Here is a 25039-nt window from a genome sequence, read left to right on the forward strand (position 1 = left end):
ACATCTCCATACGCACTCATACACTTAGGAATTGATCCACCACTGCCTGACTAAGGTCGCTGGTCGGACCACTGGCCACAATGCCACCTCGTTGCATGGCGTAGTAGCGATCAGCTTGACGAACAAAGTGCAGATGCTGCTCTACCAAAAGAACACCAATCCCTGTCTCGGCAATGATGCGTCGAACAGCCCTTTCAATGTCTTGAACGATATTGGGCTGAATACCCTCCGTCGGTTCATCTAGCAGGAGCAATTTCGGCTTACCAAGCAGAGCCCGAGCAATCGCAAGCTGCTGTTGTTGCCCACCGCTGAGGTCTCCGCCCTTACGCGGCAAAAACTCCTGCAAGATCGGGAACAACTCATAAACAAGCGGATCAATGCTGTGGTTGCGCGCCAAGCCGCCGGGCAATGCCTCCATCCCTAGCATCAGGTTCTCCTCCACCGTCAGATGGGGAATAATTTCTCGCCCCTGAGGCACATAACCAATGCCAGCACGTGCCCGCTGATGCGGAGGATGGCGATCCAAGCCTTCACCATTAAACAGAATCTCTCCACTGCGAGGACGCAACAGACCGATCAATGATTTCAACAAGGTGGTCTTGCCCACACCGTTGCGACCAATCAAGCAGACCATCTCACCAGCTTTCACAGTGAGGTCGACATCCCTAAGGATGTGGCTCTCACCGTAGTAGGTGTTTAGACCACGGATCTCAAGAATGGTCATCGGCTGCAGAGAATCATGAACTGCATAGGTAGAAAGCGCTGCATCAGGCAACCTCCTCATTACGACCTAGATACACCTCGATCACGCGTGGATCACACTGAATCTGATCCATCGAGCCCTCGCAGAGAACGTGGCCCTGATGAAGAACAGAAACCTGACTCTCCAGGCGCCGGATGAACTCCATGTCATGGTCAATCACCAAAACAGTGTGATCACCAACGAGAGACTTGAGCAGATCCGCAGTGAGATCTGTTTCCTCATCCGTCAAACCAGCAACTGGCTCATCAACCAATAACAGGTCAGGTGACTGACCCACAAGCATGGCGATCTCCAACCACTGCTTCTGCCCATGAGACAACGATCCAGCAACTTGATGCGCACGTGTCTGCAGGGAAACGATACCCATCAAATGGGCTATGCGATCGCGCTCAACAGCATTAAGACCTGCGCTTAAAAGTGGCCAAGGGCGCTTTGGATGACTGACCGCCAAGGCGAGGTTTTCCTCAACAGTTAGGTTTTCGAAGACTCTCGGGCTCTGAAACTTCCTACCAATCCCAAGCCGCGCAATCCTGTGTTCCGGCTTGTTTAAAAGAGATTGGCCCTTAAACAAAACATCACCTGCCGTTGGTCGAAGCTTGCCAGTAATCACGTCAAGGAAGGTGGTCTTGCCTGCACCGTTGGGACCAATCACGGCACGCAATTCTCCTGGCTGCAGGCTGAGATTGAGATCACGCAGTGCCATAAAGCCATCAAAGCTGACACTGATTTGACGCAGCTCAAGCAAAGCGGTTGTCATGACTTCGCCTCCTCCTTGCCATCCATTTCCAAGCGTGGATAGGTGCCGATCCTGCGCGCGACACCCAAGCGAGTAAGCAGGTTTCGTGGCCCACCCGCCTGCCACCAGCCCACAACACCTTCTGGTAGTGCCGTAACGACGAGAATAAACAAGCCTCCCAGGATAAATAGCCAGCCTTCTGGCCAAACCGTGCTGATTTGGCTCCTCGCCAAATTAATGACTAGAGCGCCAAGAATGGCACCAATCAAAGTTCCGCGTCCGCCAACTGCCACCCAAATCACCATGTCGATTGAGAAGGGAACAGTCATGTATTGCGGCGAGACGATGCCGGACTGCACGGTGTAAAGAGCACCGCCGATGCCGGCCAAGCCACCAGCCATCGCAAACACGATGGTTTTAAACAAGGTGGGGTTGTAGCCAGCAAAACGCAAACGCGGCTCATCATCGCGAATGGCGATCAACACTTCACCAAAACGGCCACGCACCACCCAGCGCACAGCCAACCAGGCCAGGATCACCATCACGGCCGTTAACCAGAAGAAGCCTCGCTGCATGAATGCAGAGCCCACCTGCTGTCCAAAAAGCTCTGTGACATCGGTCTTAAGACCGTTGGTGCCATTGATCAGTTTCTGCTGTCCGTTGAAGAAATTAAAGAAAACCAGCAAGGCGGCCTGGGTAAGAATCGAAAAATAAACTCCCTTGATCCGATTGCGGAACACCAAGTTGCCTAACAGCGCGGCAAGCAGTGCAGGGATCAACCAGATGGCAATCAGCGTGAACCAAGGCGAATGAAACGGCTGCCAAAATCCAGGCAGTTGATCCACCCCATAAAGGCCGAAGAACTCTGGAATACCGTTGGGTTGTTCGCTCGAGCTATTGAGCTGAAGGTACATTGCGGCTGCGTAACCACCGAGCGCAAAGAAGATGCCCTGACCAAGGCTCAATAAGCCTGTAAAACCCCAAATCAAATCGATGCCGAGGGCCACGATCGAGAGAGAGAGAAAACGACCGAGCAGGTTGAGCCCAAATACCGACACCACTGCAGGCGCCGCCACAATCGCAGCAATGATCAAGACCCAGGCAATCACCAGGGGCCAACGGCGTTGTTGAAACGCTTGCAACATCGATTTAAGCCTCCACCATGCGTCCCCTCTGGGGAAACAGACCAGCAGGTCGGAACTGCAGGAACACCACAATCAACGCAAACACCATCACCTGGGCCATGCTCGTGGTAGCAAAAAAATCAACCACGCTCGCCAAAGGCGCAGGCATCGAAGGCCAGATACTGAGCAAACGGCCAGCACCGATCAGGTCTGTTAGCACCCCAATAGCAAAGGAGGCCAACACGGTGCCGAACAGATTTCCCACACCTCCAAGCACTACCACCATGAAGCAACCAACGATATAAGAAGTTCCGACGTTGGGTCCCACGGATCCCAACAAAGACACAGCTACCCCAGCGATGCCAGCCAAACCTGAGCCGATACCAAAGGTAAGCACATCCACAGTATCGGTTGAGATGCCAAGGCAATCACTCATGGAACGATTCTGAGTCACTGCCCTGATGCGCATCCCCCACACACTGCGATTCAAGAACCAGGTGATACCGAGTACAGCGAGGATCGTGATCACAATGATCACCAAGCGTGGTACAGGGAAGGTCATGCCCGACAGTTCAATCCCCCCACGCATCCACTTAGGTGCCGTGACATCGACATTACGAGAGGTCGCACGAGCGATGCGACTGATCTGAGAGGCCAAACCACCCGCCAGTAACACCCCAGCCAAAGCCGACACAAGCCAGCTTCCAGCACGCACCAGGCGGGCCCGCGGCCCCTGCAAAAGCTTGTCAGGAAGAATGATCGGCAGACTGAAGCCAAGCACTAACGCCAGCACCAAGCCAGCCGCATAAGCCAATGGAAAACTGCGCACAAACTGCTGCAGAATCAGGCTAACGCCCCATGTCGCCAACAATGTCTCCAACGGGTTGCCGTAGAGACGACGAATCACGGTGCGTTCTAGCAAGATACCAACCACACCACTAACGATGAAGGCCAGAGGAATCGCCACCAACACATAAGCGTTGTAGAAAGGCTGCAGAGCAGGCAGCTTGAAGATCAGCTGTACCACATAAGTGGTGTAGGCCCCGAGCATGATCAACTCGCCATGGGCGAGGTTAATGACACCCATCAGGCCGAAGACTATCGCCAGTCCGAGGGCAGCAACCAGCAGCACCGAGCCGATGGCCACACCATTGAAAAGACTTTCAAGAAGCAGTTGCACGGGCGAAGATCAGAGACCGGAAAAACGACGAAAGGAGGAGCCCGTTTCCGGACTCCTCCCAAACAATGCCAAAGCGGAAAAACGCCTTGGCGAGGCAATCAAAGCTTGTACTTCTCGCCTTTGTTTGCATCAGTCCAGTCGCAAGCATAGCCCTTAGAACTGGGCTCGAACTGGTTCCAAGCCTGTGGAGCAACAGGGCCATCGGTCTCTTCGAGAATCTCGAACTGACCATCTTTGGTGATCTTGCCGATACGTACGGTCTGGGACAGGTGATGGTTTGGCATCACTTTCACAGGACCCTGAGGCGCATCAAACTCAATTCCGATCAAAGCTTCACGAACCTTGTCGTCATCAAAGCTATTGGCCTTCTCGACCGCAGCTTTCCACAGATACACCATGTTGTAAGCCGACTCCTGAGGGTCAGCAACCTGACGATCATTGCCATATTTGGCCTTGAAGTCAGATGCAAACTTCTTCGAAGCAGGCGTATCAATCGACATCATGTAATTCCAAGCCCCATAGTGTCCCTCAAGGAACTCAGGCCCGATCGTGCTGATCTCTTCTTCCGCGATGGAATAGCTCATCACGTAGTAGCCATTTTCAGGAGTAAGTCCGGCATCCTGAATCTGCTTAAAGAAAGCGACGTTCTGGTCACCATTGAGGGTGTTGATGATCACACCACCATCAGGCAATGCCTTCTTGATCTTGGCAATGATCGGCGCCACTTCAGTGTTGCCGAGGGGCAAATAATCCTCTCCAACCACTTTCCCACCAAGAGCTTTGACCTGCTCCTTAGTGATGGTATTGGAGGTGCGAGGGAAAACGTAATCAGAACCTACAAGGAAGAAGGGCTTGCCAGCAGCGGGCGACTTCTCGAACATGAACTTGGTTGCAGGTTCCGACTGCTGATTAGGAGTCGCACCTGTGTAGAAGATGTTATTGGAACACTCCTGGCCTTCGTACTGAATCGGGTAATAGAGGAATGCATTCTTCGATTCGTAAACCGGAAGCATCGCCTTACGGCTTGCGGAAGTCCAACCACCAAAGACAACAGGAACACTATCCTGATCGATCAACTTCTTGGACTTCTCAGCGAAGGTTGGCCAATCAGAAGCGCCATCTTCAACGATGTAGTCGATCTTGTATTTCTTGCCATCAACTTCAACACCACCGGCAGCGTTGATCTCTTCAATCGCCATTTTCTCGGTGTCCACAAGGGTGGACTCCGAGATGGCCATGGTGCCACTTAAGGAATGGAGGATACCAACCGTGACCGTGTCGTCAAAATCGGTATTCGCGGTTTTATCACTACCACCACCGCAAGCCGTAATGCTGACACCAACGGCGGTTGCGGCAAAGCCAGCCACAAGGCGCTTGGAGAATGAAACGTTCATTGAAACCGTAGATAGGCAGAATATGGAGCACGCCTATTCGGGCGGCCTGGGGAACGTAAAGATCAGCCAGGCATGATTCTGTAGTGAATGATACAAAGCCCTTTGCGCTGATCATTGCTAACGGCGATTTGGTAGCTGTTGCAACAAAAAGTGCAGCACGCTCTCCAAGCCATCGCCGCTCCGCAAGTTGGTGAAGCACCAAGGGCGCTCTCCCCGCATTCGCGTCGTATCGCGCTTCATCACTTCCAAATCGGCCCCGACATGGACAGCGAGATCAATCTTGTTGATCACCAATAAATCCGAGCGTGTAATCCCAGGGCCACCCTTGCGAGGGATCTTGTCGCCAGCCGCCACATCAATCACATAGATGCAAAGGTCCACCAATTCTGGACTGAAGCTGGCGGCAAGATTATCGCCACCACTCTCCACAAGCACAACATCAAGATCTGGAAAATTTCGCTCCAGATCTTCTACGGCCGCGCGATTAATCGAACAATCCTCACGAATAGCAGTATGAGGACAACCGCCTGTTTCCACTCCGCGAATACGCTCTGGCTCAAGAGCTCCAACCCGCGTCAAGAACTCTGCATCTTCCTGGGTATAGATGTCGTTGGTGACAACTGCCAATTGCAACTGATCTCGTAGACGGCGACACATTGCCTCCACTAGTGCTGTCTTACCCGAACCCACCGGGCCAGCCACACCTAAACGCAGTTTGCTACTCATCAGCTCCGGAATAATCGGGAATACAGCTCAGCATGGGAGAGCTGTGCAATAGCAGAACCCACTCCTCCGCACCAAAGCTGCTTTGGATCCACATCAAGCAAGCTACGGGCCTGCATTTCAATGAGCGGCTGAAGCTGACGCTGCAACCGTTGTGCCTCAGTTGGCCCCAGCGGAACAAGACGCACGGCCGCACTGAGCTGATTAGACACCCAGCCAAACAAGTAACCCTGCACAACCTCCAAAGGCGTTATCTCCCAAGACAAACCAGCCCAAGCCCACGCCACTGGCCAACCAAAATCCACTCCTCCATCAGGGAGAGGATGACCCAGGTCAGCTAATAACTGCAAAAGAGAGCGACCCATCTGCTGTTGCTGCGCTCTTACTTCAGCCGCATCTCGCAGTGCAATCAACCATTGAGCCCAATCGCGCACGTCAGTGCCATGGTCAACTTTGCCCTGCTCAGCACTCACCTGCCATTGGCTGAGGGAATGACGCAGCGGGCGCAAAGCAGCAGCTTCGATCATGACCTGCCCGCGACTGAGCTCCGCCTCCAACCAACTTGCCAAAGTTGCTCGATCCTGAAGCTGATCTCGCTGCACCAGCAGTTCCAAACCCTCCGAATAACTGAACGCACCCACCGGCAAAGCCGGGCTAACAAGCTGAAGCAAAGCGAGACTGCTCATCAGTGATGACGTTGTTGCTGCCCATCAATGGGCTGGTGATCATGGCTATGGACGCCTTGATAGGCCCCAGGGTCCGGATAAAAAGGCTCCATCAGAGACTCCAGAGCCAAGCCACGCACCCGCAGCAGATCGGCTAAGACAGGATCATCTAGCAAACGCAGCTGCTGCGTGCGTAGCTCTATTGCCACGTGACGATTACCCAAGTGATAAGCCGCCTCAAGCAGAGCCAGTTCTGAAGGAGCCCTAACCACCAACAGTTTCTCAGGAGCAGCGACCACCCTCACCAAAACAGGACCTTCCTCCGCAGCCAAACTTTCTCCAGGCTGCAATGGGCCCTGCCGCGGCAATTGCAATAAGACGGACTGACCACAAGCCGTGCATCGCAGCCCTCGCAAACGTGTGCGTTCTTCAGCAGTGAGAGGCAATTCCATACAAGCCTCAACCCCAACAGCATCAAGCCTGCGGGTGAGCACCGGAACAGTATCGAGAGAAGGAAAATCGACCAAGCTCATGACCATAAGCCTGCCAAACGGCAACTGCTCCATCCGTGAGTGTTGCTAAAGAGTTAAACCGTGCTCGATCACAGCGTGCTCCGATGACTGGCGATAGACCCTGGCACGGCCAATGTTCCCTGCAACTGATCAGCAAAACTGCGACAGACGATCTTCAATCCCGGCTCACCGTGCATCAGAGCCAATGCACGGCTCCATTCAAGATTCAGCGTGCCAATCTTGATCACGACGGCCGCTGTCAACTGCCCTTACTTCACACCGCAGGGGGTTTGGTCGGAGGAGATCAGCTCAGTGTGAATGTCAAAGCTGGAGCAGACAGCCGCGGCCTGGTCACGAGTGTGGCTGCCCAGAAGGTCTATGGCTCCGTAGGCCGCTCCAAACAACACCCCAAAGGCCGCTGGGCAAGTCAAGAGTGTCACTTCGAACTAGAAACCAATGCTGACCTGGAATGGTTACCCCAAGAGCTCGTGGTTTTTCAAGGAGGCCTCTACAAGCAACGGATGCAAGTCGAACTGCAACCAAAAGCCAGTTTTCTCTGCGCCGAAGTGGTGCGCCTAGGTCGCACAGCTGCTGGAGAAACACTGAACGAAGGCGCCTGGAGGTCAAGCCTGGAGATCTGCCGACAAACCCCGATTGGTCGTCAATGGGAACTAGTCGATCAACTCGAGCTCAACAGCGAAGTGCTGCAGAGTTTGCACGGCATGGGGACACAGCCCGTGTTCGGATCTTTTGTTTGGGCCGCACCGCATCCTCTGACTGCCGACGTGATGGAGATACTTCTGCGGAACTGTCGAACAGATCGCGCAAACCTAGAAGGTTCGATGGCTTGTGGTGGTCTCGATCAAGGCTTAGTGGCCCGATATATAGGGCCATCAAGCCAAGCCGCGCGCCAATGGTTTTCCCGCCTCTGGGCCCGCACACGTCAGCTACGGCGGCTCAGCACTCCTCAACCTCCACGAGAATGGCCCCTGCAAGAAGAGGGAACGTTCTCAAACGAAAGGTTCACAAAGAACCATCAATCGCCTTCTGCCTCGCCACACTGAAATGAAATCCTGGCTTCCATGCACCTCAGCCCCCAGGAAAAAGACAAACTCCTGATCGTCACCGCTGCCCTGCTTGCAGAACGACGCCTCAACCGCGGCCTGCGGCTCAACCACCCCGAAGCCGTGGCCTGGCTCAGCTTCCTTGTCATCGAAGGCGCTCGTGACGGCCAATCCGTCGCGGAGCTGATGGCCGAAGGCAGCACCTGGCTGCGTCGCGATCAGGTAATGGATGGTGTTCCCGAACTGATCCCGGAGGTGCAAATCGAAGCCGTCTTTAAGGACGGCACCAAATTGGTCACCCTCCACGACCCCATCCGCTAAAAAATCCCCATGCCTCCGCTAATCCCCGGTGAAGTGATTCCTGAACCGGGCACGCTTGAACTCAACAGCAACCGGCCAACCCTCACCCTGCGCGTGGCCAATAGTGGCGATCGACCGATCCAAGTTGGCTCCCACTTTCACTTTTTCGAGACCAATACAGCTCTGCACTTCGATCGTGATGCTGCACGGGGGCACCGATTGGACATCCCTGCTGGAACAGCGATCCGCTTCGAACCCGGCGACGAACGTGACGTGCGCCTGGTTGCCCTTGCTGGTCACCGCAAGGTTTTTGGTTTCAACGGTCTGGTCAACGGACCACTCGACTGAACTGCTTCTACACCTCGTCCCTTTCGCTGCATTGCTATGGCCTACCGGATGGATCGCCAGGCCTACGCCGAAACCTACGGCCCCACCACAGGTGACCGCATACGCCTAGCAGACACCGAGTTGATCCTGGAGGTGGAACGCGATTTCACCACCTACGGCGAAGAAGTCAAATTCGGTGGAGGAAAAGTGATCCGCGACGGCATGGGGCAATCCCAGCAATCCCGCGCCAATGGTGCTGTTGACACCGTGATCACCAATGCCCTGATCCTCGACTGGTGGGGGATCGTCAAAGCAGATATCGGCCTACGAGACGGACGGATCGTTGCCATCGGCAAGGCTGGCAATCCCGACATCACTGACGGGATTGACATTGTGATCGGCCCAGGCACTGAAGCCATTGCTGGAGAGGGTCACATCGTGACCGCCGGCGCCATCGATAGCCACATCCATTTCATCTGCCCACAGCAAATCGAGACTGCCCTGGCTAGCGGCGTTACCACCATGCTCGGTGGTGGTACAGGTCCGGCAACAGGCACCAATGCCACTACCTGTACACCTGGCGCCTTTCACATCAGCCGCATGCTGCAAGCAGCTGAAGGATTGCCGATAAATCTTGGCTTCTTTGGTAAAGGCAATGCCAGTACAGCTGAAGCTCTCGAGGAGCAAGTGCTAGCTGGAGCCTGCGGCCTCAAACTCCACGAAGACTGGGGTACCACTCCAGCAGCTATTGACTGCTGTCTTTCGGTAGCCGATCGCTTTGATGTCCAGGTCTGCATCCACACAGACACGCTCAATGAAGCAGGTTTTGTAGAAGACACAATCCGAGCCATCGGCGGACGCACCATCCACACCTTCCATACCGAAGGGGCCGGTGGAGGCCATGCACCAGACATCATCCGTATCTGTGGTGAAAGCAACGTGCTGCCCAGCTCCACAAATCCAACCCGGCCTTACACCCGCAACACCCTGGAAGAGCACCTCGACATGCTCATGGTTTGCCACCACCTAGATCCAGCGATTCCTGAAGATGTGGCCTTTGCCGAATCGCGCATCCGTCGCGAAACGATCGCCGCGGAAGATATTCTCCACGACCTCGGTGCCTTCAGCATCATTGCCAGTGATTCCCAAGCGATGGGACGAGTCGGAGAGGTGATTACCAGAACATTCCAGACCGCTCACAAGATGAAAGTTCAGAGAGGCTCTCTGCCAGAAGATGCTGCCAATCCACGTGGCACTCGTAACGACAACAACCGCCTAAAGCGCTACATCGCCAAGGTAACGATCAACCCCGCCATTGCCCACGGCATTGACAACCATGTTGGCTCAGTAGAGGTAGGCAAACTGGCAGACTTGGTGCTCTGGAAGCCAGGTTTCTTCGGCGTGCGGCCAGAACTTGTCATCAAGGGCGGGTCAATCATCTGGGCGCAAATGGGCGATGCTAATGCCTCGATTCCAACACCTGGACCAGTCCATGGCAGACCAATGTTTGCAGCATTCGGCAAAGCCCTTGCCCCCAGCTGCCTCACCTTCCTGAGCCAAGCGGCCATCGAAACAGATCTTCCCAACAAGCTGGGGCTGCAACGTGCCTGCATTCCCGTTCTGAACACCCGCACGATCGGCAAAGCAGAAATGCACAACAACAATTCACTACCAAAAGTAGAGGTAGATCCACAAACTTACGAGGTGTTCGCCGACGGCGATTTACTCACATGCGACCCCGCAGAAGAACTACCAATGGCCCAGCGATATCTCCTACTTTAAGCGCTAAATTCAACATCTACCTTTAGGTTGCTAAGTCATAGATCAAGACTTGATCGGCATCACAACCTCAGCCGGCTGAGGAGCACACGCTGCCACCTGTTCATCAACTACTGCACCCACAATCACAATCGACGGCGCTGCAAACCCTTCGCTCTGCACCCTTTGAACCAACTGTTCCAAGGGAGCTTTGAGGTAGCGCTGACCTACGACAGTGCCCTGTTGAATGATTGCTGCGGACGTAGCTGGATCGAGGCCACCGGCAATCAACTCTTCGACGATATAAGCAAGGTTATGCAAACCCATATAAATCACCAGGCTGTCACTTGCGCTAGCAAGATCCTTCCAATTCACAGAAGGGCGCTGTTTGTCGATCTTCTCGTGACCTGTCACAAAGGTGACAGAACTACCACCACAACGATGGGTCAGAGGAATACCCACATAGGCCGGCGCAGCCATCCCCGCTGTAATCCCAGGGACCACCTCCACCGATACCCCATGACTCTGCAAATAGGCGGCCTCCTCACCACCCCGCCCAAACAGAAAAGGGTCACCACCTTTTAGGCGTACTACACAGGAATGACGCTGAGCCAATTCAACAAGCAACTCATTTGTCTTGGACTGTGGGACCCAATGACGTTCTCGACGTTTACCAACAAAATGCCGTTCACAAGACTCGGGTACTAACTCGAGTACTTCCTTAGGCACCAGAGCATCGTGAACCAAGGCTCCGCACTGGCGAAGCAGACGATAAGCCTTCAGTGTGAGCAAATCAGGATCACCAGGGCCTGCACCCACCAAATACACAGTGCCAAAGTCCAAAGAGCTCATGGCAATGCAGCCAGCAAATCAATCAAACCCAATCGAAATAACTCAATCTCAAGTAGGGAAGTCATCACCCCAGAATCGCGCAGCGTCTGCGTAATCTGGATTGGCGCCAAGGCAAGAAAAAGAGGCGTGGATGCCTCCTTCGCTGAAGCGACATCAGCATGCCAGTCGTCCCAGGAAAGCATGGGCAACGCCAGCCGCTGCTGCAGCAAACTTAAATAGCGATGAGCAACACCCTGGCGAAGGGGATGGTGAACCAAAACAAGAGAGCCATCACGACAATCCTGACGCTGCACCCACTCCTGTAACAATCGCCACCAAGAGGGCCAGGCACCCAAGAAAGGCACCAACCTGGTGTTCACACCCTGTTGCTGAAGTCGCTGACGAATGAACGGCACATCCTCTCGAACATGAGAACCAGGCAGCAACAACAAAGGAACCAGCCAAATAGGATCTGCACTCTGCTCATGGCGATCAGTAGCCGTTAAGGCCTCTACCACCACAGGTGTGCCTCGACGTTGCGCGACCTGCAGAGCAAAAGAACGCACACAAGAAGGAACATACCCACCAGCACGGCCATGCACGATCAAACGCAAAGCGCGCTTACAACCAACCTGCTCATGCTTTCGTAACAACGGCCACGGATCTAAGACATCCGAAACTGGTGAAGTCATTCCAGTCTTAATAGTCAACTGCAACCATGGCATCCCGTCGCTATCGAACACAGTCGCAAACTCGGTTGAGGACGAGTGGTCGCCAAGGCAGACAGGGTGCAACCCGCTCAAAACGCTTTAACAGTGACTTCGAAAGGGATTTAGCTGCCATGAACCGTGTGTGGAAAATGCTCAGACAAGGCACAATCCGCTGGTTGGGAGAGATAGGCCGCCAATACTGAAATCACTTAAAATTTATACACAGCAACCATAAAGAAGGAAACTTGTGCACCTAGATGTATCGATAAACACCAAATCTTGAATTTCACACAAATGCTCAGTTTTGTTCAATCTGATACCGCCAATACCCTCTTCATTGAGGCTTAATGACTCCATTCGCAGCGTGACCTGAATCCTCAATACCACTGGCTCAGTCAAATCAGCCGGGCTCAGAATGTATACAAAGACACCAAATCTTGAATTTCACACAAATGCTCAGTTTTGTTCAATCTGATACCGCCAATGCCCTCTTCATTGAGGCTTAATGACTCCATTCGCAGCGTGGCCTGACTCCTTAACACCCCTAGCTCAGCCAACATCAGCCGGGCTCAGAATGTATACAAAGACACCAAATCTTGAATTTCACACAAATGCTCGGTTTTGTTCAATCTGATACCGCCAATGCCCTCTTCCATCAGGCTTAATGACTCCATTCGCAACTTACCCTTACTTCAATCATGGCAGAGTCTAAAAACCATGGGCATCGAATAAGCGAATAAAGTTTAAAAAACATGATCACTTCTTTTCAAGTTTAATTTCAACAAAATGTCATGGTTATTAGCTCTCCTGCTAAACAATTTCTCCAAGGAAAGAAGCTCAACAAAATTGAGCAAAACAAAGCTTTTAAAGATGGCTTAGATGTTGGTGATGAACTTGAAACCTTTGCTCAGGTTGGTTGGGAACAGGTCGATAAAACAGACCTCGAACTGCGCCTGAAATGGTATGGAATGTTCTGGCGACCCAAAACTCCTGGCAAGTTCATGCTACGGCTAAGGATACCCAATGGTGTTCTCAATAGCCACCAAATAAAAGTAGTGGCCTCAATCGTGGGTCGCTACGGAGAAGACGGCAGTTGCGACATCACAACACGCCAAAACCTACAACTTCGTGGTGTTTTACTGAGTGATCTTCCCGAAATCCTCAGACGTCTTGAAGAGGCAGGTCTCAACACAATCCAATCAGGTTTTGATAACCCACGCAATGTCACAGGAAATCCACTGGCTGGGATTGACCCTCTTGAAATTGTTGATACTCGCCCTTACACAACTGAACTACAAAATTTCCTCACGAATCAAGGAAAAGGAAACCATGAATTCTCCAACCTTCCCCGCAAATGGAATACGGCAGTTGCAGGGGCCCGCGATAATTTCCTGCTCCATAACGACATCATCTTCCATCCAGTGGAACACGATGGGGTGATGGGTTTCGGCGTCTGGCTCGGAGGGATCCTCTCCTCGCAGATGAATGACTATGCGCTGCCTTTAAATGCCTGGGTTAAACCCAATGAAATCTGTCGGCTCACCGGCACTATTCTAACGCTATGGCGAGATAACGGTGAGCGTAACAATCGCCCTAAGGGCAGGTTTCGCATGTACCTCGACAGCGTGGGCATCGAAGCGTTTCGCACCATGGTGGCGGAAAAATTTGGACCGCTAACTCCTGATCCCGGTTCTGTATTTGACGACAAGCCTCGCTCTTTTTACGGAATCCACCCTCAGAAACAAACAGGGCTTCACTACGCCGGCATGCATGTACCGGTTGGACGATTACGCGCAGAAGATCTTCAGGATCTTGCTAGCGCCAGTCTTAACTATGGCAGTGGTGAAATTCGTCTTACTGAAGACCAGAACATCATTTTGGTGGGGCTATCAAATACCAACCTCGACAAATTTCAAGCTGATCCACTGCTACAGCGTTTTCCACTTGAACCCGGTTCCTTTGCCGCCGGCACTGTCTCCTGCACAGGAAATACCTACTGCAGCTTCGCCCTTACAAACACCAAAGATCAGGCCATGGCAATGGCACATGAACTGGATGCAGAACTCATCCTCCCTGAGGAAATAAAAGTCCATTGGACTGGCTGTCCCAACAGCTGTGGCCAGGCCTACATGGGCGCAATCGGCCTCACAGGAACCAAAGCCCGTGCACCGAACGGGGGCCAAGGCATGGTTGAGGCCTATGACCTCAGCCTTGAAGGCCGGCAAGGGCCGGATGCCCGAATCGGGACACTGCATCGCAAAGGCATTCCTGGCAGCGAACTGAAAGACGTGCTGCGGGAATTACTGATCGAACGCTTCGGTGCTCAACCTCGTAGCCAACCGAAGCAGAACAGCGACCCTTTCTCCAACTTCATGAACTGGTTCAGCAATTTAGGCGAAAACAGCAGCCCATCCCCTTGAGCTGCGATCGCTAAACCACCGTTCTTAAATCAATCACCTATCAAGCCCCACCATGCAATCGACTTCCCAAGCACGTGATCTTTTCTCTCGCTTTGTCAACTGGTTAAGCAACAGCGGTAGCGACAAGCCTGCAATCAATCAAAAAGAAGGTGGCCGAGATGTCTTCTCACGCCTGATGAACACCATAAGTGGCTAAAAATCCTCCTCTCGTTAAACCTACGCATCTACCAACATGAGCGCCACGGCGTCACAAATGGACTACGTCCTACCTAACGAACTTGTCGACGGCATGATTACCGCCGGCGGCAAAAAAGCCACTGTCAGCGTCAAGAACTTGCTGGTGCGTGGCTTCTATTCCGGGGCCATTCTCGGCCTTGCTGTAATCCTTGCACTCACAGTTGGTCTCAAGAGTGGTCAACCATGGTTGGGATCCCTGCTCTTCCCCTTCGGCTTTGCCAGCATCGTGCTGTTCGGCATGGAACTGGTCACCGGTAACTTCGCTCTGCTGCCTATGGCCACATGGGCCGGCAAGAGCACCTGGGGAGCCACCTTCCGCAACTGGGGTTGGGTCTGGCTCGGCAACTGGATCGGCACTGCTGTGGTTGCCCTACTGATGGCAATCAGCCTGACCAGCGGTGGCACCGTGGATCCCGCCTCCGCTGCCGATGGTGGCGGCATGTGGCAACAGGTAGCAGCGAAGATCATTGCCCTCAACAAAACCAACGTTGTTACCAAATACGAGAACCTTCAATCCCTTGGCTTCTTCTTGGCCTTCCTGCGCGGATTGATCGCGAACTGGTTGGTTTGTCTGGGTGTGACCATGGCCCTAGTTAGTAAGAGCGTACCTGGCAAAATTTTGGCCTGCTGGCTGCCGATCACAGCATTCCAAACCATGGGAATGGAGCACATCGTGGTGAACATGTTCCTACACACCGCCGGACCCATGCTTGGTTCAGGCGTTTCCTTTGGCCAGGTAATCGTTTGGAACTTCATTCCAGTCACCCTCGGCAACATCATTGGCGGGATGGTGTTTATCGGCATGCTCTTCTACAGCACCCATCGCACCCAAATGAGCAACGTACTGCCTACGGTTCACGATGAGAAGCTGGAACGTGAACTCGCCGCCGAACTAGGCGCACGCTGATCTAGAACATTCATGAGCTTCGATGAAGCCGTTCTCTGGGAACGTCTCAATAAAGTAGGTAAGACTCCTCTAGAAGCAGACTGGCTGGGGAATGTTTACTGCCCCAGCCTTTCTGCTGATCTACGTAAAGCCTTAGCCGAAAGACTGGGCTTACTTGGTGATGATGGCTGGGGAATATTGAAAACCCTGCTTAAGCAACATGGTAAGCAGTCCGAACTCATCCATGCAGCTGGCCTCTGCCATCAACCTGAGGCTCGAGACTGGCTCATCCAACAACTTGGTGATCAAGAAGAACTGGAGCTCGAGGTACTGCAAGCAATGGCCTGCTGGGGAGCAATCGTGCCAACTTTGCTAATAAAAAGGATTTTCAGAGAACCTTCCCAAGCAATGCGCATGGCTGGTCTGGAGTTGTTGAACTTCAAGGCATACCAACTCAGCGATGACGAGCTGCTGAACCTCCTTGACGACCTCCTCAATGACATACGCGATCCGGTGGTATTAAGCACCATTCGAATTCTGCAACGACGCGATGGTGTCGACATCAGCAACCGCATTGCCGAAGTGGCAAGAAAAGGTTCCGAAGCTACAACACGTGCAGCATTACTAGCCCTGGGCTGCATCGGCACATCCAGCAGTCAATCAAACCTGTTCAAGCTCAGCCAAAGTCTGCCGACTGATCTCCATCGAGATCTAGCCAAAAAACAACTTGCTCAGCAATACAGATCATGGCAATGAATCCATAGCCAACGGATACGCAAATATGGGTTATTGAATCAAAAAGAGGATGATGGTAATAAAGGAAAACTGCAATCCAAGCAAAAGCAATCGTATCTGATGATTCATTTCATTGACACCAATCAACTACTGAAAAGCAGAACTACGGTGCCAAAAAAACTCTTACTCTTAGATGAATCTTCTATGCAAGATGCATGCCGAACCCTTGCAATCAAAAGCCCGCTAATCAAATAAAAAAATAGCATAAAACCAGTCTCGACGTTGATCAATACCCCAGCGCAAAAACTTTGGAGATTCGAACATTGCACTTAGAAAATATAATTACGCTGAAATGCAAACAGCCTCGCTTTATCGTTGCAGTGATTCCTAAAGCCAAACGGAACCAATTAGGCCTGTGCCAAGCAGACATGTCACAAGGATGTCTTAATCGCTACTCCACGCAGCTACATGACTACAGAAAGATCCAATGAGTTCCCGCAATCAATCGTGACCACATGCCCCGAATTATCCGGCCGTGAACGCTTCAAAGCCCACCTCAGGAAGGTGGGAAGTGGAGAGCAAACCAGTCGTGGCATGAGCCGTGAAGAATCAGCTGATGCCTTGCATCTCATCCTTACAGCCCAAGCCAGCCCTGCTCAAATTGGCGCCTTCCTCATCGCCCATCGCATTCGTCGACCCGAGCCCCAGGAACTCGCCGGCATGCTCGATACATACAGAGTGCTTGGACCCAAACTGAAATCAGCCAATGGCCAGAAACGACCCATTTGCTTTGGGATGCCATTCGACGGCCGCAAGCGAACAGCCCCGATTTATCCGCTCACAGCACTGGTCCTACTCAACGCTGGTCAACCCGTCGTCTTGCAAGGGGGGCAACGTATGCCAATCAAATATGGCGTGACCACAGAAGAGTTATTCAAAGCCTTAGGGCTACAACTGCAAGGCCTATCAATAGCAAACCTAGAAGCTGGCTTTCAACAACATGGTCTGGCACTGATTTACCAGCCAGATCACTTCCCCCTGGCCGAAAGCTTGATCAGTTATCGCGACGACATCGGCAAGCGACCGCCTGTGGCCAGTTTGGAGCTGCTTTGGACAGCACATCAAGGAAAGCATTTACTCGTCAGCGGCTTCGTGCATCCCCCCACCGAAGAGCGGGCCTGGAAAGCCCTTGCGCTAGCAGGTGAAACAAATCTCGTGACTGTGAAAGGGCTCGAAGGAAGCACAGACCTTCCCATCAGTCGAGCTTGCATCACATCACGAGTTCAAAATGGCAAGCCAGAACGACTCATCCTCCACCCCCGTAACCATGGCTGCTTTAGCAAAGACGTTGAGTGGAGCAACCTGACAGAGTGGAGCGAGCAGGCAATGGAAGCTCTGCACAATCGCGGGCCATTAAGTCAGCCCCTCCTCTGGAATGCTGGGACCTACCTATGGTTAGCGGGCCTGGTCGACAACCTCGATGAAGGTATCGCTCATGCTGAAAAGTGTCTGCAATCAGGCTTAGCCCAAACCACCCTTGAGCAGCTCATTGCTTGGAGAGAGGCCATCATTTGAAGCGAGCCTGTAGGTTTTTCGCCATGCGATAACGATCGAAACTCACTCCTCCGATCTGAATCACTTCCTTAGCCATTTCAATCCAGCCCCACTTCAACAGCAAAGGGTGACTACACAAACTGGCTTCCGTCACCAAGATTAGCTCTCCTTCCTGCAAGGCTTCAGCTTCCACCTGTTCAAGCAACGCAGTGGCATGGCCACAACGAGCAGACCGGCCCCGGCAATACAGCAACGCCAAACGATCAGAAGGATAACGAACAGCGAAAGCCTCAACCTCGTCGTTCTCAAGACTCAACCACCCTCGTCCTTCAATCAGTGGCCGATCCAGAACTCCTGGTAACCAGGCCAAGGCTGCCCATGCACTGATCTGAACAGAGGAATACAAGCCTCCCCCTTGAGATTCAATCGCATCGGCATAAATCTCCCTGACAACAAAATGATCAGTTTTTGTAAGGGGTCTTAAGCGGCGACAAGTCACAAGAGCCTGCCATTTAGATCAATGGCGTCAAGTCTCTATGGGATCGTGACATTCATCCTGACTCATTCCCAATTGCGCCGACCACAGATTCCCATCTTTCTCTGTGCCTTTGTCACTCTGTTGAACGATCGCCTAGGTGAAACCCTCTTACTGCCATTACTTCCATACCTCCCAGGACGCTTCACAGACAGCGGCACAATCCTGGGGCTACTTGGAGGTACTTATGCATTGGCTCAATTCGTCGTGGCTCCCCTAATTGGAGCTCTCAGTGATCGTTTTGGCCGCAAACCAATTTTAACCGCTTGCGTTGCTGGCTCAGTAGTAGGCCTTGGCTTATTCGCTATCACAGTATGGATTGACTGGAACATACTTCCAGCCGCTTGGATCAGCATTGTTCCCCTGATCCTTCTCTTCTCAGCAAGAATCATCGATGGCGTTAGCGGTGGAACAGCAAGTAGCGCCACAGCAGTGCTTGCCGACATCTCAACACCTGAGAGCCGAGCAAAGGCATTCGGCCTGATTGGCGTTGCATTCGGCCTCGGGTTCATCTTGGGCCCTTATATCGGTGGCCGCTTAGCAGAGATCAATATCGCTCTACCCGGGATAGCCGCCACAGCCTTCGCAGTCGCGAACCTGCTTCTTGTGATCTATATCCTTCCCGAAACACACCCGCCAGCAGCTCGCAATTCCCTACCAAGCAAAAGACAACTCAACCCGATCACCCAGCTAGCACAGATCTTTGCCAATCCATTAGTAAGCCGCCTTTGTTTCGCCTTCTTCCTGTTCTTCATGGCATTCAACGGTTTCACAGCTGTGCTGGTGCTTTACCTGAAGCAAGCCTTTTCATGGACAGTCGGTTTAGCGGGCCTGACCTTTGCAGTTGTAGGCGTGATCGCAATGGTGGTTCAAGGGCTGCTCATCGGTCCACTGGTCAAATCCTTCGGCGAATGGCGGCTCACCATTGCTGGCGTTGGCTTCGTCATTGCAGGCTGTCTGCTATTACCCATGGCCAGTCAGCAGAATTCGATTTCTGTTGTTTTCACTGCCGTATCGGTACTAGCCCTTGGCACAGGTCTAGTAGTGCCATGCTTGAGAGCCCTCGTCTCCAGACGCCTCGACAACGCAGGCCAAGGGGCAGTACTCGGTAGCCTTCAAGGCCTGCAGAGTCTAGGAACCTTCCTTGGGGCAGCGGCTGCAGGATTCGCCTACGACCAAATAGGCCCTCGCAGTCCCTTCTGGCTGGCCATCCTCGTACTAGCGGGAGTTGTTGCCCTTGTTGCAGGAGGCCTACCTGCAAGCACAAGTAACACAACAATCAAACAATCATGATTGCTACTTTGCCTGGATAGTGGATCAACAAACTGGCATTCAATGAGTAATCCAGCGGTAGCTTCGGAGCACTACATCAACCGCGAGCTCAGCTGGATCTCCTTCAACGAAAGGGTCCTTGCTCAGGCACTGGATACGCGCACCCCGCTGCTGGAACAAGCCAAGTTCAGTGCCATCTTCAGCAACAACCTCGACGAATTCTTCATGGTTCGCGTGGCCTCCCTCAAAGCACAAGTGGAAGCCGGCATTACCAAAACCAGCGCAGACGGTCTAACCCCTCTTCAGCAGCTCCTCACGATCCGAGATCACCTTGTTCCTCTCATCGAGCAACAACAAGATCACTACCGTAAACACCTCAAAAACCAGCTAGTCGAGCATGGTGTTCACCTACTCGACTACGAGCAACTCAATCCAAAAGAACGCCTCTGGATTGACAATTATTTCCAGACAGCCATTTTCCCGGTGCTGACACCACTAGCCGTGGATCAAGCCCATCCCTTCCCTTTCGTTAGCAATCTCAGCCTCAACATTGCGACCCTGATCCTCGATCCGGAAACAGGCCAACAACAATTCGCCCGGGTCAAGATTCCACAAAAAACGATCCCTCGGTTTGTAGAGATACCTCCTGATCTAAGTGGCATCAATCCCAAACCGGTTCACACAGCAGTTCCATTGGAGCAAGTGGTGGCCTTCAACCTCAAATTGCTCTTCCCCGGGATGAAGATTGAAGAGCACTACTTCTTCCGAGTCACCCGCGATGCCGACCTTGAACTCAGGGACCTAGAAGCCGACGATCTCATGAGCGCCATGGAACAAGGCCTGCATAAGCGGCGGATGGGCGGAGAAGTGGTGAGACTCGAAGTAACAAACGAAATGCCCCAGAGAGTCGTTGAGATGCTGATTGAAGGTATGGCTGTTGAAGAAAAAGACCTTTATCGCATCGAGGGACTACTAGGCCTCGATGATCTATTCGGTCTAATGCGTTTACCTCTGGAACAACTCAAAGACCAACCCCACATTGGCCTGACCGCCAAAGTTCTCTCCCGCAGCCAGCGCAGAATGCTTGAAGACGAATCAATCAAAGAAGAAGAATTCAAAAGCATCTTCTCGGTGATTCGCCGCAAAGACATTCTCCTTCACCACCCATACGAACTGTTCGCGACCTCTGTAGAGGAATTCATCAATCAGGCAGCAGACGATCCCCTAGTCATGGGAATCAAGATCACGCTCTATCGGACATCTAAGGATTCCCCAATCATTGCGGCCCTGATCCGTGCAGCCGAACACGGAAAGCAGGTCATGGCTCTGGTTGAACTCAAGGCACGCTTCGATGAAGGCAACAATATTCAATGGGCCCGTCAGCTAGAACGATCTGGCGTTCACGTTGTCTATGGCGTTTTAGGACTAAAAACCCACACAAAAACCATCTTGGTCGTTCGCAAAGAAAAAGAGCGCCTACGCAGCTACGTACACATCGGCACAGGGAACTACAACTCGAAGACATCACGTATCTATACCGATCTTGGCCTGCTCTCTGCAAGACCGGAACTCAGCCAAGATCTAGTCGAGCTATTCAATTATCTCACTGGCTTTTCAAAGCAACAAAGCTTCCGTCGACTGCTGGTGGCACCTGTCACCCTACGCAAGGGAATGGAATCACTAATCCTCCGCGAAATCGAAAACGCTCGCGAAGGTAGAGGCGGACACATCCGCGCCAAGATGAATGCTCTGGTGGATCCAGCCATCATTAGCCTGCTCTACGAAGCTTCCCAAGTTGGAGTTCGCATCGAACTGATCATCCGCGGTATGTGCTGTCTCTACCCAGGGCGAAAAGGATTCAGCGAAAACATCAGCGTGATCAGCATCATCGGCCGATTCCTGGAACACTCCCGTATCTTCTGGTTTGCCAATGACAACAACCCAGAGGTTTATATCGGCAGCGCAGACTTGATGCCTCGAAACCTAGACAGACGCGTGGAAGCCATTACTCCAATTGAAGAACCAGAGCAAAAGGAACACCTAGAGCGACTGCTGAACCTCTACCTAAACGACAACCGCGAAGCATGGGATATGCAGAGCGATGGCAGCTTTTTACAGCGCCAACCCAATCCCAATAGTGAAGAACATCGTGCACAGCAACAGCTGATCAACCTTTGGCAACAAAGTATCCCAGCAGCGTGAAACTCGATGCCTCACGAGACCATAACTGTGAGGAAGTGCTCTTTGCTACCTAAAAAGGAATAATCAGCATGCAAAACAGTTTTTTTACTTAGAAGCAGAAGCGACCAATCAACTGATCACTCGCATGGGCTAACAAAAACTTTTTGCTTCAACCAAGTTTCTAAGCTCTATGAGTGCTACATTCCGCGCAAATCTAATTTAGGAGGCCAGGGTGATGGGGATCCCTCTGGAATCTGCGAAGGGTGCTTCACTCACGCCTTCGTCAGAAGTTGTATTACCGTCAACATCTAAGCAACGTTCAGAAACAGCCAATCGAGCTGGCCGTAACGGGCAGGCATCCCGTAATCACAATCGCCAAGGTGGTCGTTTGGGTACTGATGCGATCGGGTTCTACCTGAGCAGCATAGGACGCGTGCCTTTGCTGACCGCAGCTGAGGAAATTGAGCTGGCCCACCATGTGCAAGCGATGAAGGAATTGCTGGACTTACCAGAGCAAGACCAAACGCCACGACAACGCCACAAAATTCGCATGGGCAAACGCGCCCGTGACCGCATGATGTCAGCCAACCTCCGGCTCGTGGTAAGCGTTGCCAAAAAATATCAGAATCAGGGCCTTGAACTCCTTGACCTAGTCCAAGAAGGAGCCATTGGTCTCGAACGTGCTGTCGACAAGTTCGATCCAGCCATGGGTTATAAGTTCTCCACCTACGCCTATTGGTGGATTCGTCAAGGGATGACCAGGGCCATCGACAACAGTGCCCGCACCATCCGTCTACCCATCCACATCAGCGAAAAACTCTCCAAGATGCGACGCATCTCAAGAGAGCTTTCCCATCGCTTCGGCCGTCAACCAAATCGATTGGAGTTAGCCCATGCCATGGGCATTCAACCCCAAGACCTTGAGGATCTCATCGCTCAAAGCGCTCCTTGCGCATCCCTAGATGCCCATGCCCGCGGAGAAGAAGACCGCAGCACCCTAGGTGAACTGATCCCCGACCCCGATGGGGCCGAACCAATGGAAGGCCTAGATCGCAGCATCCAAAAGGAACACCTAGGAGGTTGGCTATCTCAGCTCAATGAACGTGAACAGAAAATCCTGCGCTTGCGCTTCGGTCTAGATGGTGAAGAACCACTGACCCTCGCTGAAATCGGGCGGCAAATCAGCGTCTCACGAGAACGCGTACGACAGTTGGAGGCCAAAGCCATTCTCAAGCTACGGATGATGACCAACCATCAACAAGCTGCATGAGATAAGTCTTGGGGTATATCAACTCTCTGGTTGCCATTGCATGCTGGATAGCTTTTGTGCTTTCAGCTGCTGTGGTTTGCAGGGTCCGCTGGCCTAACCAACGAGAACTAAGTCGCAAGATCGTTCACATCGGTACTGGCCCAGTGATCCCTTTGGCCTGGTGGCTCGGGATCCCATCGGATTGGGCGATTCCAATGGCAATCCTCATTACCATTGTGATCCTCATCAACCACCGCTGGCGCTTACTAGCAGCTATTGAAGACGTCAATCGACATAGCTACGGCACAGTGGCATACGCTCTAACAATCACCCTGTTGCTAATTTTCTTCTGGCCAGAAAATGCTGCAGCGGTCTGCTCCGGAGTGCTTGTGATGGCTTTCGGCGATGGGTTAGCTGGCCTCATCGGTCGCAAAGTACGCTCACCCAATTGGTTGATATGGGGTCAACGCAAATCAATCGCAGGCACTCTTACCATGGCTGTGATAACCCTCATCATTCTGTTCACTCTAAGCCTGCTCATTGACGCTAGCTTCCATCCCCTACGCATCTTCGCCGTCACAGGCCTTGCTGTTGGACTAGAGCAACTAAGTCGCTGGGGTATCGACAACCTCACTGTGCCGATGGGAGTTGCAGTCGCCTGGTCATGGATGACAGCAATCTAAAGGCTGATCAAGTTATTGGTGACAACGTCACTGAAGCCACTGCAGCCGCCAAATCCTCAAGGAGAGTTGCCGTTGTCTCTATATCGATACAAGCATCCGTAATGCTTTGACCATAGACAAGAGTAGAGAGGTCTTCAGGCAACTTCTGATTGCCCTCGACAAGATGACTTTCCAACATCACACCCATGAGATGGGTTGATCCTTGGCGTACCTGAGTAGCAACAGCCTGAAGCACCTCTGACTGTCGCCGAAAATCTTTCTTCGAATTGTCATGGCTGCAATCCACCATCAACCGATCAACCAAGCCAGCCTTCACTAATTCTTTTGCAACCTCTTCCACCGCTTCGGGATGGTAATTGGTACAGCCATTACCTCCCCGCAACACGAGATGGCCATCAGGGTTTCCAGTGGTATGCACAATCGAAGCCTGACCCTGCCGATTGATCCCAAGAAAATGATGCGGTCTAGATGCTGCCTGCATCGCATGGATCGCAATCTTGGCACTGCCATCGGTACTGTTTTTGTAACCGACGGGCATTGACAATCCAGAAGCCATCTCCCGATGGGTCTGACTCTCAGTGGTTCTGGCTCCAATCGCCGTCCAACTGATCAAATCAGCGATGTATTGAGGCACAACCGGATCCAGCAATTCAGTGGCCGTCGGCATACCCTCGCGAGCAAGGTCGAGCAACAACGACCGCGCACGCCTCAAGCCAGTGTTGATGTCATAGGAACCATCGAGATGGGGATCATTGATGAGACCTTTCCAGCCAACTGTGGTGCGAGGTTTTTCGAAATAGACCCGCAAAACCACCTCCAACTGGGCGGCATATCGCTGTCGCAATGGCTCCAACTGACGGGCATAGTCCCTTGCAGAGGCAATGTCATGAACCGAGCAGGGACCAACAATCACCAGCAAGCGGGGATCCTCACCACGCAGAATTGCCTGGATGCGCTTACGAGTATCTGCAACGGTTTTGAGAGCCACTAGATCGAGGGGCAGCTCCTGATGAAGCAAGAGGGGCGACACCAACGGCCGCGTATCCACCACATGCAAGTCGGAGGTGGTGGTCATTTCGCCAGAATTCATGACAACCCAGGCTAGGAAACCAGCAAGGTGGCAGCATCCGGTAATTGCATTTCAATATCGATCTCCTGCCAGGATGGATCGACGGCAAATAACAATAGAAGGGCCATAAC

At 52.6% G+C, this 25039-nt stretch carries 26 protein-coding genes; 14 read left to right on the forward strand and 12 right to left on the reverse strand.

Going from position 1 to position 25039, the window contains the following annotated elements:
• Nucleotides 1–16: 16 nt before the first annotated feature.
• From urtE to ureE, 8 genes are all read right to left on the reverse strand, one after another.
• Nucleotides 17–724, reverse strand: coding sequence for an urea ABC transporter ATP-binding subunit UrtE (gene urtE, locus SIB41_RS11220; protein ID WP_011131589.1), 708 nt, complete (start codon nucleotides 722–724; stop codon nucleotides 17–19).
• A 43-nt stretch (nucleotides 725–767) separates the two neighbouring features.
• Nucleotides 768–1520, reverse strand: coding sequence for an urea ABC transporter ATP-binding protein UrtD (gene urtD, locus SIB41_RS11225; protein WP_063407600.1), 753 nt, complete (start codon nucleotides 1518–1520; stop codon nucleotides 768–770).
• Nucleotides 1517–2644: an urea ABC transporter permease subunit UrtC gene (gene urtC, locus SIB41_RS11230; RefSeq protein WP_413359022.1), complete on the reverse strand. Its 1128-nt coding sequence runs from the start codon at nucleotides 2642–2644 to the stop codon at nucleotides 1517–1519. Before urtC ends, urtD begins: the two co-directional genes overlap by 4 nt.
• Nucleotides 2645–2648: 4 nt before the next feature.
• Entirely contained in the window at nucleotides 2649–3803 is a 1155-nt protein-coding gene (locus SIB41_RS11235) for an ABC transporter permease subunit (RefSeq protein ID WP_011131592.1), read from the reverse strand.
• 98 nt (nucleotides 3804–3901) lie between these two features.
• Complete coding sequence (urtA, locus tag SIB41_RS11240) at nucleotides 3902–5197, reverse strand: urea ABC transporter substrate-binding protein (RefSeq protein ID WP_011131593.1); 1296 nt, start codon at nucleotides 5195–5197, stop codon at nucleotides 3902–3904.
• Nucleotides 5198–5314: 117 nt separating this feature from the next.
• Nucleotides 5315–5923 (reverse strand): urease accessory protein UreG, encoded by a 609-nt coding sequence (gene ureG / locus SIB41_RS11245; protein WP_413359024.1) that lies wholly within the window; start codon nucleotides 5921–5923, stop codon nucleotides 5315–5317.
• On the reverse strand, nucleotides 5923–6606 hold the full coding sequence (locus tag SIB41_RS11250) for an urease accessory protein UreF (RefSeq protein WP_413359026.1): 684 nt from the start codon (nucleotides 6604–6606) through the stop codon (nucleotides 5923–5925). Before SIB41_RS11250 ends, ureG begins: the two co-directional genes overlap by 1 nt.
• Nucleotides 6606–7118, reverse strand: a complete 513-nt coding sequence (gene ureE, locus SIB41_RS11255) for an urease accessory protein UreE (RefSeq protein ID WP_413359028.1) — start codon at nucleotides 7116–7118, stop codon at nucleotides 6606–6608. Before ureE ends, SIB41_RS11250 begins: the two co-directional genes overlap by 1 nt.
• Before the next feature lie 83 nt (nucleotides 7119–7201).
• On the opposite strand from ureE, the gene SIB41_RS11260 reads away from it, so the two are divergent.
• The 4 genes from SIB41_RS11260 to ureC are packed head-to-tail and all read left to right on the forward strand — an operon-like array spanning nucleotide 7202 to nucleotide 10570.
• The gene (locus tag SIB41_RS11260; protein ID WP_413361533.1) at nucleotides 7202–8161 is read left to right on the forward strand and encodes an urease accessory protein UreD; all 960 of its coding nucleotides are present in this window, start codon (nucleotides 7202–7204) and stop codon (nucleotides 8159–8161) included.
• Between the two features lie 18 nt (nucleotides 8162–8179).
• A complete protein-coding gene (locus SIB41_RS11265; RefSeq protein ID WP_011131598.1) occupies nucleotides 8180–8482 on the forward strand; it encodes an urease subunit gamma in 303 nt (100 codons plus the stop codon).
• Between the two features lie 9 nt (nucleotides 8483–8491).
• Complete coding sequence (locus tag SIB41_RS11270; RefSeq protein WP_413359030.1) at nucleotides 8492–8809, forward strand: urease subunit beta; 318 nt, start codon at nucleotides 8492–8494, stop codon at nucleotides 8807–8809.
• A gap of 36 nt (nucleotides 8810–8845) precedes the next feature.
• Nucleotides 8846–10570, forward strand: a complete 1725-nt coding sequence (ureC, locus tag SIB41_RS11275) for an urease subunit alpha (protein WP_063420741.1) — start codon at nucleotides 8846–8848, stop codon at nucleotides 10568–10570.
• A gap of 42 nt (nucleotides 10571–10612) precedes the next feature.
• Here the strand turns inward: ureC and cobA are convergent, their stop codons facing one another.
• On the reverse strand, nucleotides 10613–11398 hold the full coding sequence (gene cobA, locus SIB41_RS11280; protein WP_063396581.1) for a uroporphyrinogen-III C-methyltransferase: 786 nt from the start codon (nucleotides 11396–11398) through the stop codon (nucleotides 10613–10615).
• Nucleotides 11395–12069, reverse strand: coding sequence for a CbiX/SirB N-terminal domain-containing protein (locus SIB41_RS11285; RefSeq protein ID WP_413359032.1), 675 nt, complete (start codon nucleotides 12067–12069; stop codon nucleotides 11395–11397). Before SIB41_RS11285 ends, cobA begins: the two co-directional genes overlap by 4 nt.
• A 26-nt stretch (nucleotides 12070–12095) precedes the next feature.
• Between SIB41_RS11285 and SIB41_RS11290 the strand changes: the two genes are divergently transcribed.
• From SIB41_RS11290 to SIB41_RS11315, 6 genes are all read left to right on the forward strand, one after another.
• A complete protein-coding gene (locus SIB41_RS11290; protein ID WP_074159232.1) occupies nucleotides 12096–12290 on the forward strand; it encodes a hypothetical protein in 195 nt (64 codons plus the stop codon).
• A 588-nt stretch (nucleotides 12291–12878) separates the two neighbouring features.
• Nucleotides 12879–14507, forward strand: a complete 1629-nt coding sequence (locus tag SIB41_RS11295; protein ID WP_413359034.1) for a ferredoxin--nitrite reductase — start codon at nucleotides 12879–12881, stop codon at nucleotides 14505–14507.
• A gap of 52 nt (nucleotides 14508–14559) precedes the next feature.
• Nucleotides 14560–14703: a hypothetical protein gene (locus SIB41_RS11300; protein WP_063396578.1), complete on the forward strand. Its 144-nt coding sequence runs from the start codon at nucleotides 14560–14562 to the stop codon at nucleotides 14701–14703.
• Nucleotides 14704–14760: 57 nt separating this feature from the next.
• Nucleotides 14761–15651, forward strand: coding sequence for a formate/nitrite transporter family protein (locus SIB41_RS11305; RefSeq protein WP_041374994.1), 891 nt, complete (start codon nucleotides 14761–14763; stop codon nucleotides 15649–15651).
• Between the two features lie 12 nt (nucleotides 15652–15663).
• Nucleotides 15664–16386, forward strand: a complete 723-nt coding sequence (locus SIB41_RS11310) for a HEAT repeat domain-containing protein (RefSeq protein WP_413359036.1) — start codon at nucleotides 15664–15666, stop codon at nucleotides 16384–16386.
• A 447-nt stretch (nucleotides 16387–16833) separates the two neighbouring features.
• Entirely contained in the window at nucleotides 16834–17940 is a 1107-nt protein-coding gene (locus tag SIB41_RS11315; protein WP_413359038.1) for an anthranilate phosphoribosyltransferase family protein, read from the forward strand.
• Here the strand turns inward: SIB41_RS11315 and SIB41_RS11320 are convergent.
• A complete protein-coding gene (locus SIB41_RS11320) occupies nucleotides 17933–18418 on the reverse strand; it encodes an N-acetyltransferase family protein (protein WP_413359040.1) in 486 nt (161 codons plus the stop codon). The genes SIB41_RS11315 and SIB41_RS11320 overlap by 8 nt on opposite strands.
• A 21-nt stretch (nucleotides 18419–18439) precedes the next feature.
• Here SIB41_RS11320 and SIB41_RS11325 point away from each other — a divergent pair, with 21 nt between their 5' ends.
• The 4 genes from SIB41_RS11325 to SIB41_RS11340 all read left to right on the forward strand — a co-directional run bounded on the left by SIB41_RS11325 (nucleotide 18440) and on the right by SIB41_RS11340 (nucleotide 23839).
• The gene (locus tag SIB41_RS11325; RefSeq protein ID WP_063420747.1) at nucleotides 18440–19747 is read left to right on the forward strand and encodes an MFS transporter; all 1308 of its coding nucleotides are present in this window, start codon (nucleotides 18440–18442) and stop codon (nucleotides 19745–19747) included.
• Nucleotides 19748–19789: 42 nt separating this feature from the next.
• The gene (gene ppk1, locus SIB41_RS11330; RefSeq protein ID WP_413359042.1) at nucleotides 19790–21928 is read left to right on the forward strand and encodes a polyphosphate kinase 1; all 2139 of its coding nucleotides are present in this window, start codon (nucleotides 19790–19792) and stop codon (nucleotides 21926–21928) included.
• A gap of 214 nt (nucleotides 21929–22142) precedes the next feature.
• Entirely contained in the window at nucleotides 22143–23177 is a 1035-nt protein-coding gene (locus SIB41_RS11335; RefSeq protein WP_413359044.1) for an RpoD/SigA family RNA polymerase sigma factor, read from the forward strand.
• Nucleotides 23178–23233: 56 nt separating this feature from the next.
• Nucleotides 23234–23839: a diacylglycerol/polyprenol kinase family protein gene (locus SIB41_RS11340; RefSeq protein ID WP_413359046.1), complete on the forward strand. Its 606-nt coding sequence runs from the start codon at nucleotides 23234–23236 to the stop codon at nucleotides 23837–23839.
• 7 nt (nucleotides 23840–23846) lie between these two features.
• Here the strand turns inward: SIB41_RS11340 and SIB41_RS11345 are convergent, their stop codons facing one another.
• Complete coding sequence (locus tag SIB41_RS11345) at nucleotides 23847–24914, reverse strand: 3-deoxy-7-phosphoheptulonate synthase (protein WP_413361535.1); 1068 nt, start codon at nucleotides 24912–24914, stop codon at nucleotides 23847–23849.
• Nucleotides 24915–25039 lie beyond the last annotated feature (125 nt).

Source organism: Prochlorococcus sp. MIT 1201, assembly GCF_047303415.1.
In the GTDB taxonomy this organism is placed as follows: Bacteria; Cyanobacteriota; Cyanobacteriia; order PCC-6307; family Cyanobiaceae; genus Prochlorococcus; species Prochlorococcus marinus_D.

Bases quoted from the DNA above. Each gene is read 5' to 3' on its own strand.
- SIB41_RS11295 (WP_413359034.1), top strand. From the start codon at position 12,879: ATGGTTATTAGCTCTCCTGCTAAACAATTTCTCCAAGGAAAGAAGCTC.
- cobA (WP_063396581.1), bottom strand. From the start codon at position 11,398: ATGAGCTCTTTGGACTTTGGCACTGTGTATTTGGTGGGTGCAGGCCCT.
- ppk1 (WP_413359042.1), top strand. From the start codon at position 19,790: ATGAGTAATCCAGCGGTAGCTTCGGAGCACTACATCAACCGCGAGCTC.
- urtD (WP_063407600.1), bottom strand. From the start codon at position 1,520: ATGACAACCGCTTTGCTTGAGCTGCGTCAAATCAGTGTCAGCTTTGAT.
- SIB41_RS11345 (WP_413361535.1), bottom strand. From the start codon at position 24,914: ATGACCACCACCTCCGACTTGCATGTGGTGGATACGCGGCCGTTGGTG.
- SIB41_RS11315 (WP_413359038.1), top strand. From the start codon at position 16,834: ATGACTACAGAAAGATCCAATGAGTTCCCGCAATCAATCGTGACCACA.
- ureG (WP_413359024.1), bottom strand. From the start codon at position 5,923: ATGAGTAGCAAACTGCGTTTAGGTGTGGCTGGCCCGGTGGGTTCGGGT.
- SIB41_RS11270 (WP_413359030.1), top strand. From the start codon at position 8,492: ATGCCTCCGCTAATCCCCGGTGAAGTGATTCCTGAACCGGGCACGCTT.
- SIB41_RS11335 (WP_413359044.1), top strand. From the start codon at position 22,143: ATGGGGATCCCTCTGGAATCTGCGAAGGGTGCTTCACTCACGCCTTCG.
- SIB41_RS11285 (WP_413359032.1), bottom strand. From the start codon at position 12,069: ATGACTTCACCAGTTTCGGATGTCTTAGATCCGTGGCCGTTGTTACGA.
- urtC (WP_413359022.1), bottom strand. From the start codon at position 2,644: ATGTTGCAAGCGTTTCAACAACGCCGTTGGCCCCTGGTGATTGCCTGG.
- urtA (WP_011131593.1), bottom strand. From the start codon at position 5,197: ATGAACGTTTCATTCTCCAAGCGCCTTGTGGCTGGCTTTGCCGCAACC.
- SIB41_RS11290 (WP_074159232.1), top strand. From the start codon at position 12,096: ATGGCATCCCGTCGCTATCGAACACAGTCGCAAACTCGGTTGAGGACG.
- SIB41_RS11265 (WP_011131598.1), top strand. From the start codon at position 8,180: ATGCACCTCAGCCCCCAGGAAAAAGACAAACTCCTGATCGTCACCGCT.
- SIB41_RS11310 (WP_413359036.1), top strand. From the start codon at position 15,664: ATGAGCTTCGATGAAGCCGTTCTCTGGGAACGTCTCAATAAAGTAGGT.
- SIB41_RS11325 (WP_063420747.1), top strand. From the start codon at position 18,440: ATGGCGTCAAGTCTCTATGGGATCGTGACATTCATCCTGACTCATTCC.
- SIB41_RS11305 (WP_041374994.1), top strand. From the start codon at position 14,761: ATGGACTACGTCCTACCTAACGAACTTGTCGACGGCATGATTACCGCC.
- ureC (WP_063420741.1), top strand. From the start codon at position 8,846: ATGGCCTACCGGATGGATCGCCAGGCCTACGCCGAAACCTACGGCCCC.
- urtE (WP_011131589.1), bottom strand. From the start codon at position 724: ATGACCATTCTTGAGATCCGTGGTCTAAACACCTACTACGGTGAGAGC.
- SIB41_RS11250 (WP_413359026.1), bottom strand. From the start codon at position 6,606: ATGAGCAGTCTCGCTTTGCTTCAGCTTGTTAGCCCGGCTTTGCCGGTG.
- ureE (WP_413359028.1), bottom strand. From the start codon at position 7,118: ATGAGCTTGGTCGATTTTCCTTCTCTCGATACTGTTCCGGTGCTCACC.
- SIB41_RS11300 (WP_063396578.1), top strand. From the start codon at position 14,560: ATGCAATCGACTTCCCAAGCACGTGATCTTTTCTCTCGCTTTGTCAAC.
- SIB41_RS11260 (WP_413361533.1), top strand. From the start codon at position 7,202: ATGACTGGCGATAGACCCTGGCACGGCCAATGTTCCCTGCAACTGATC.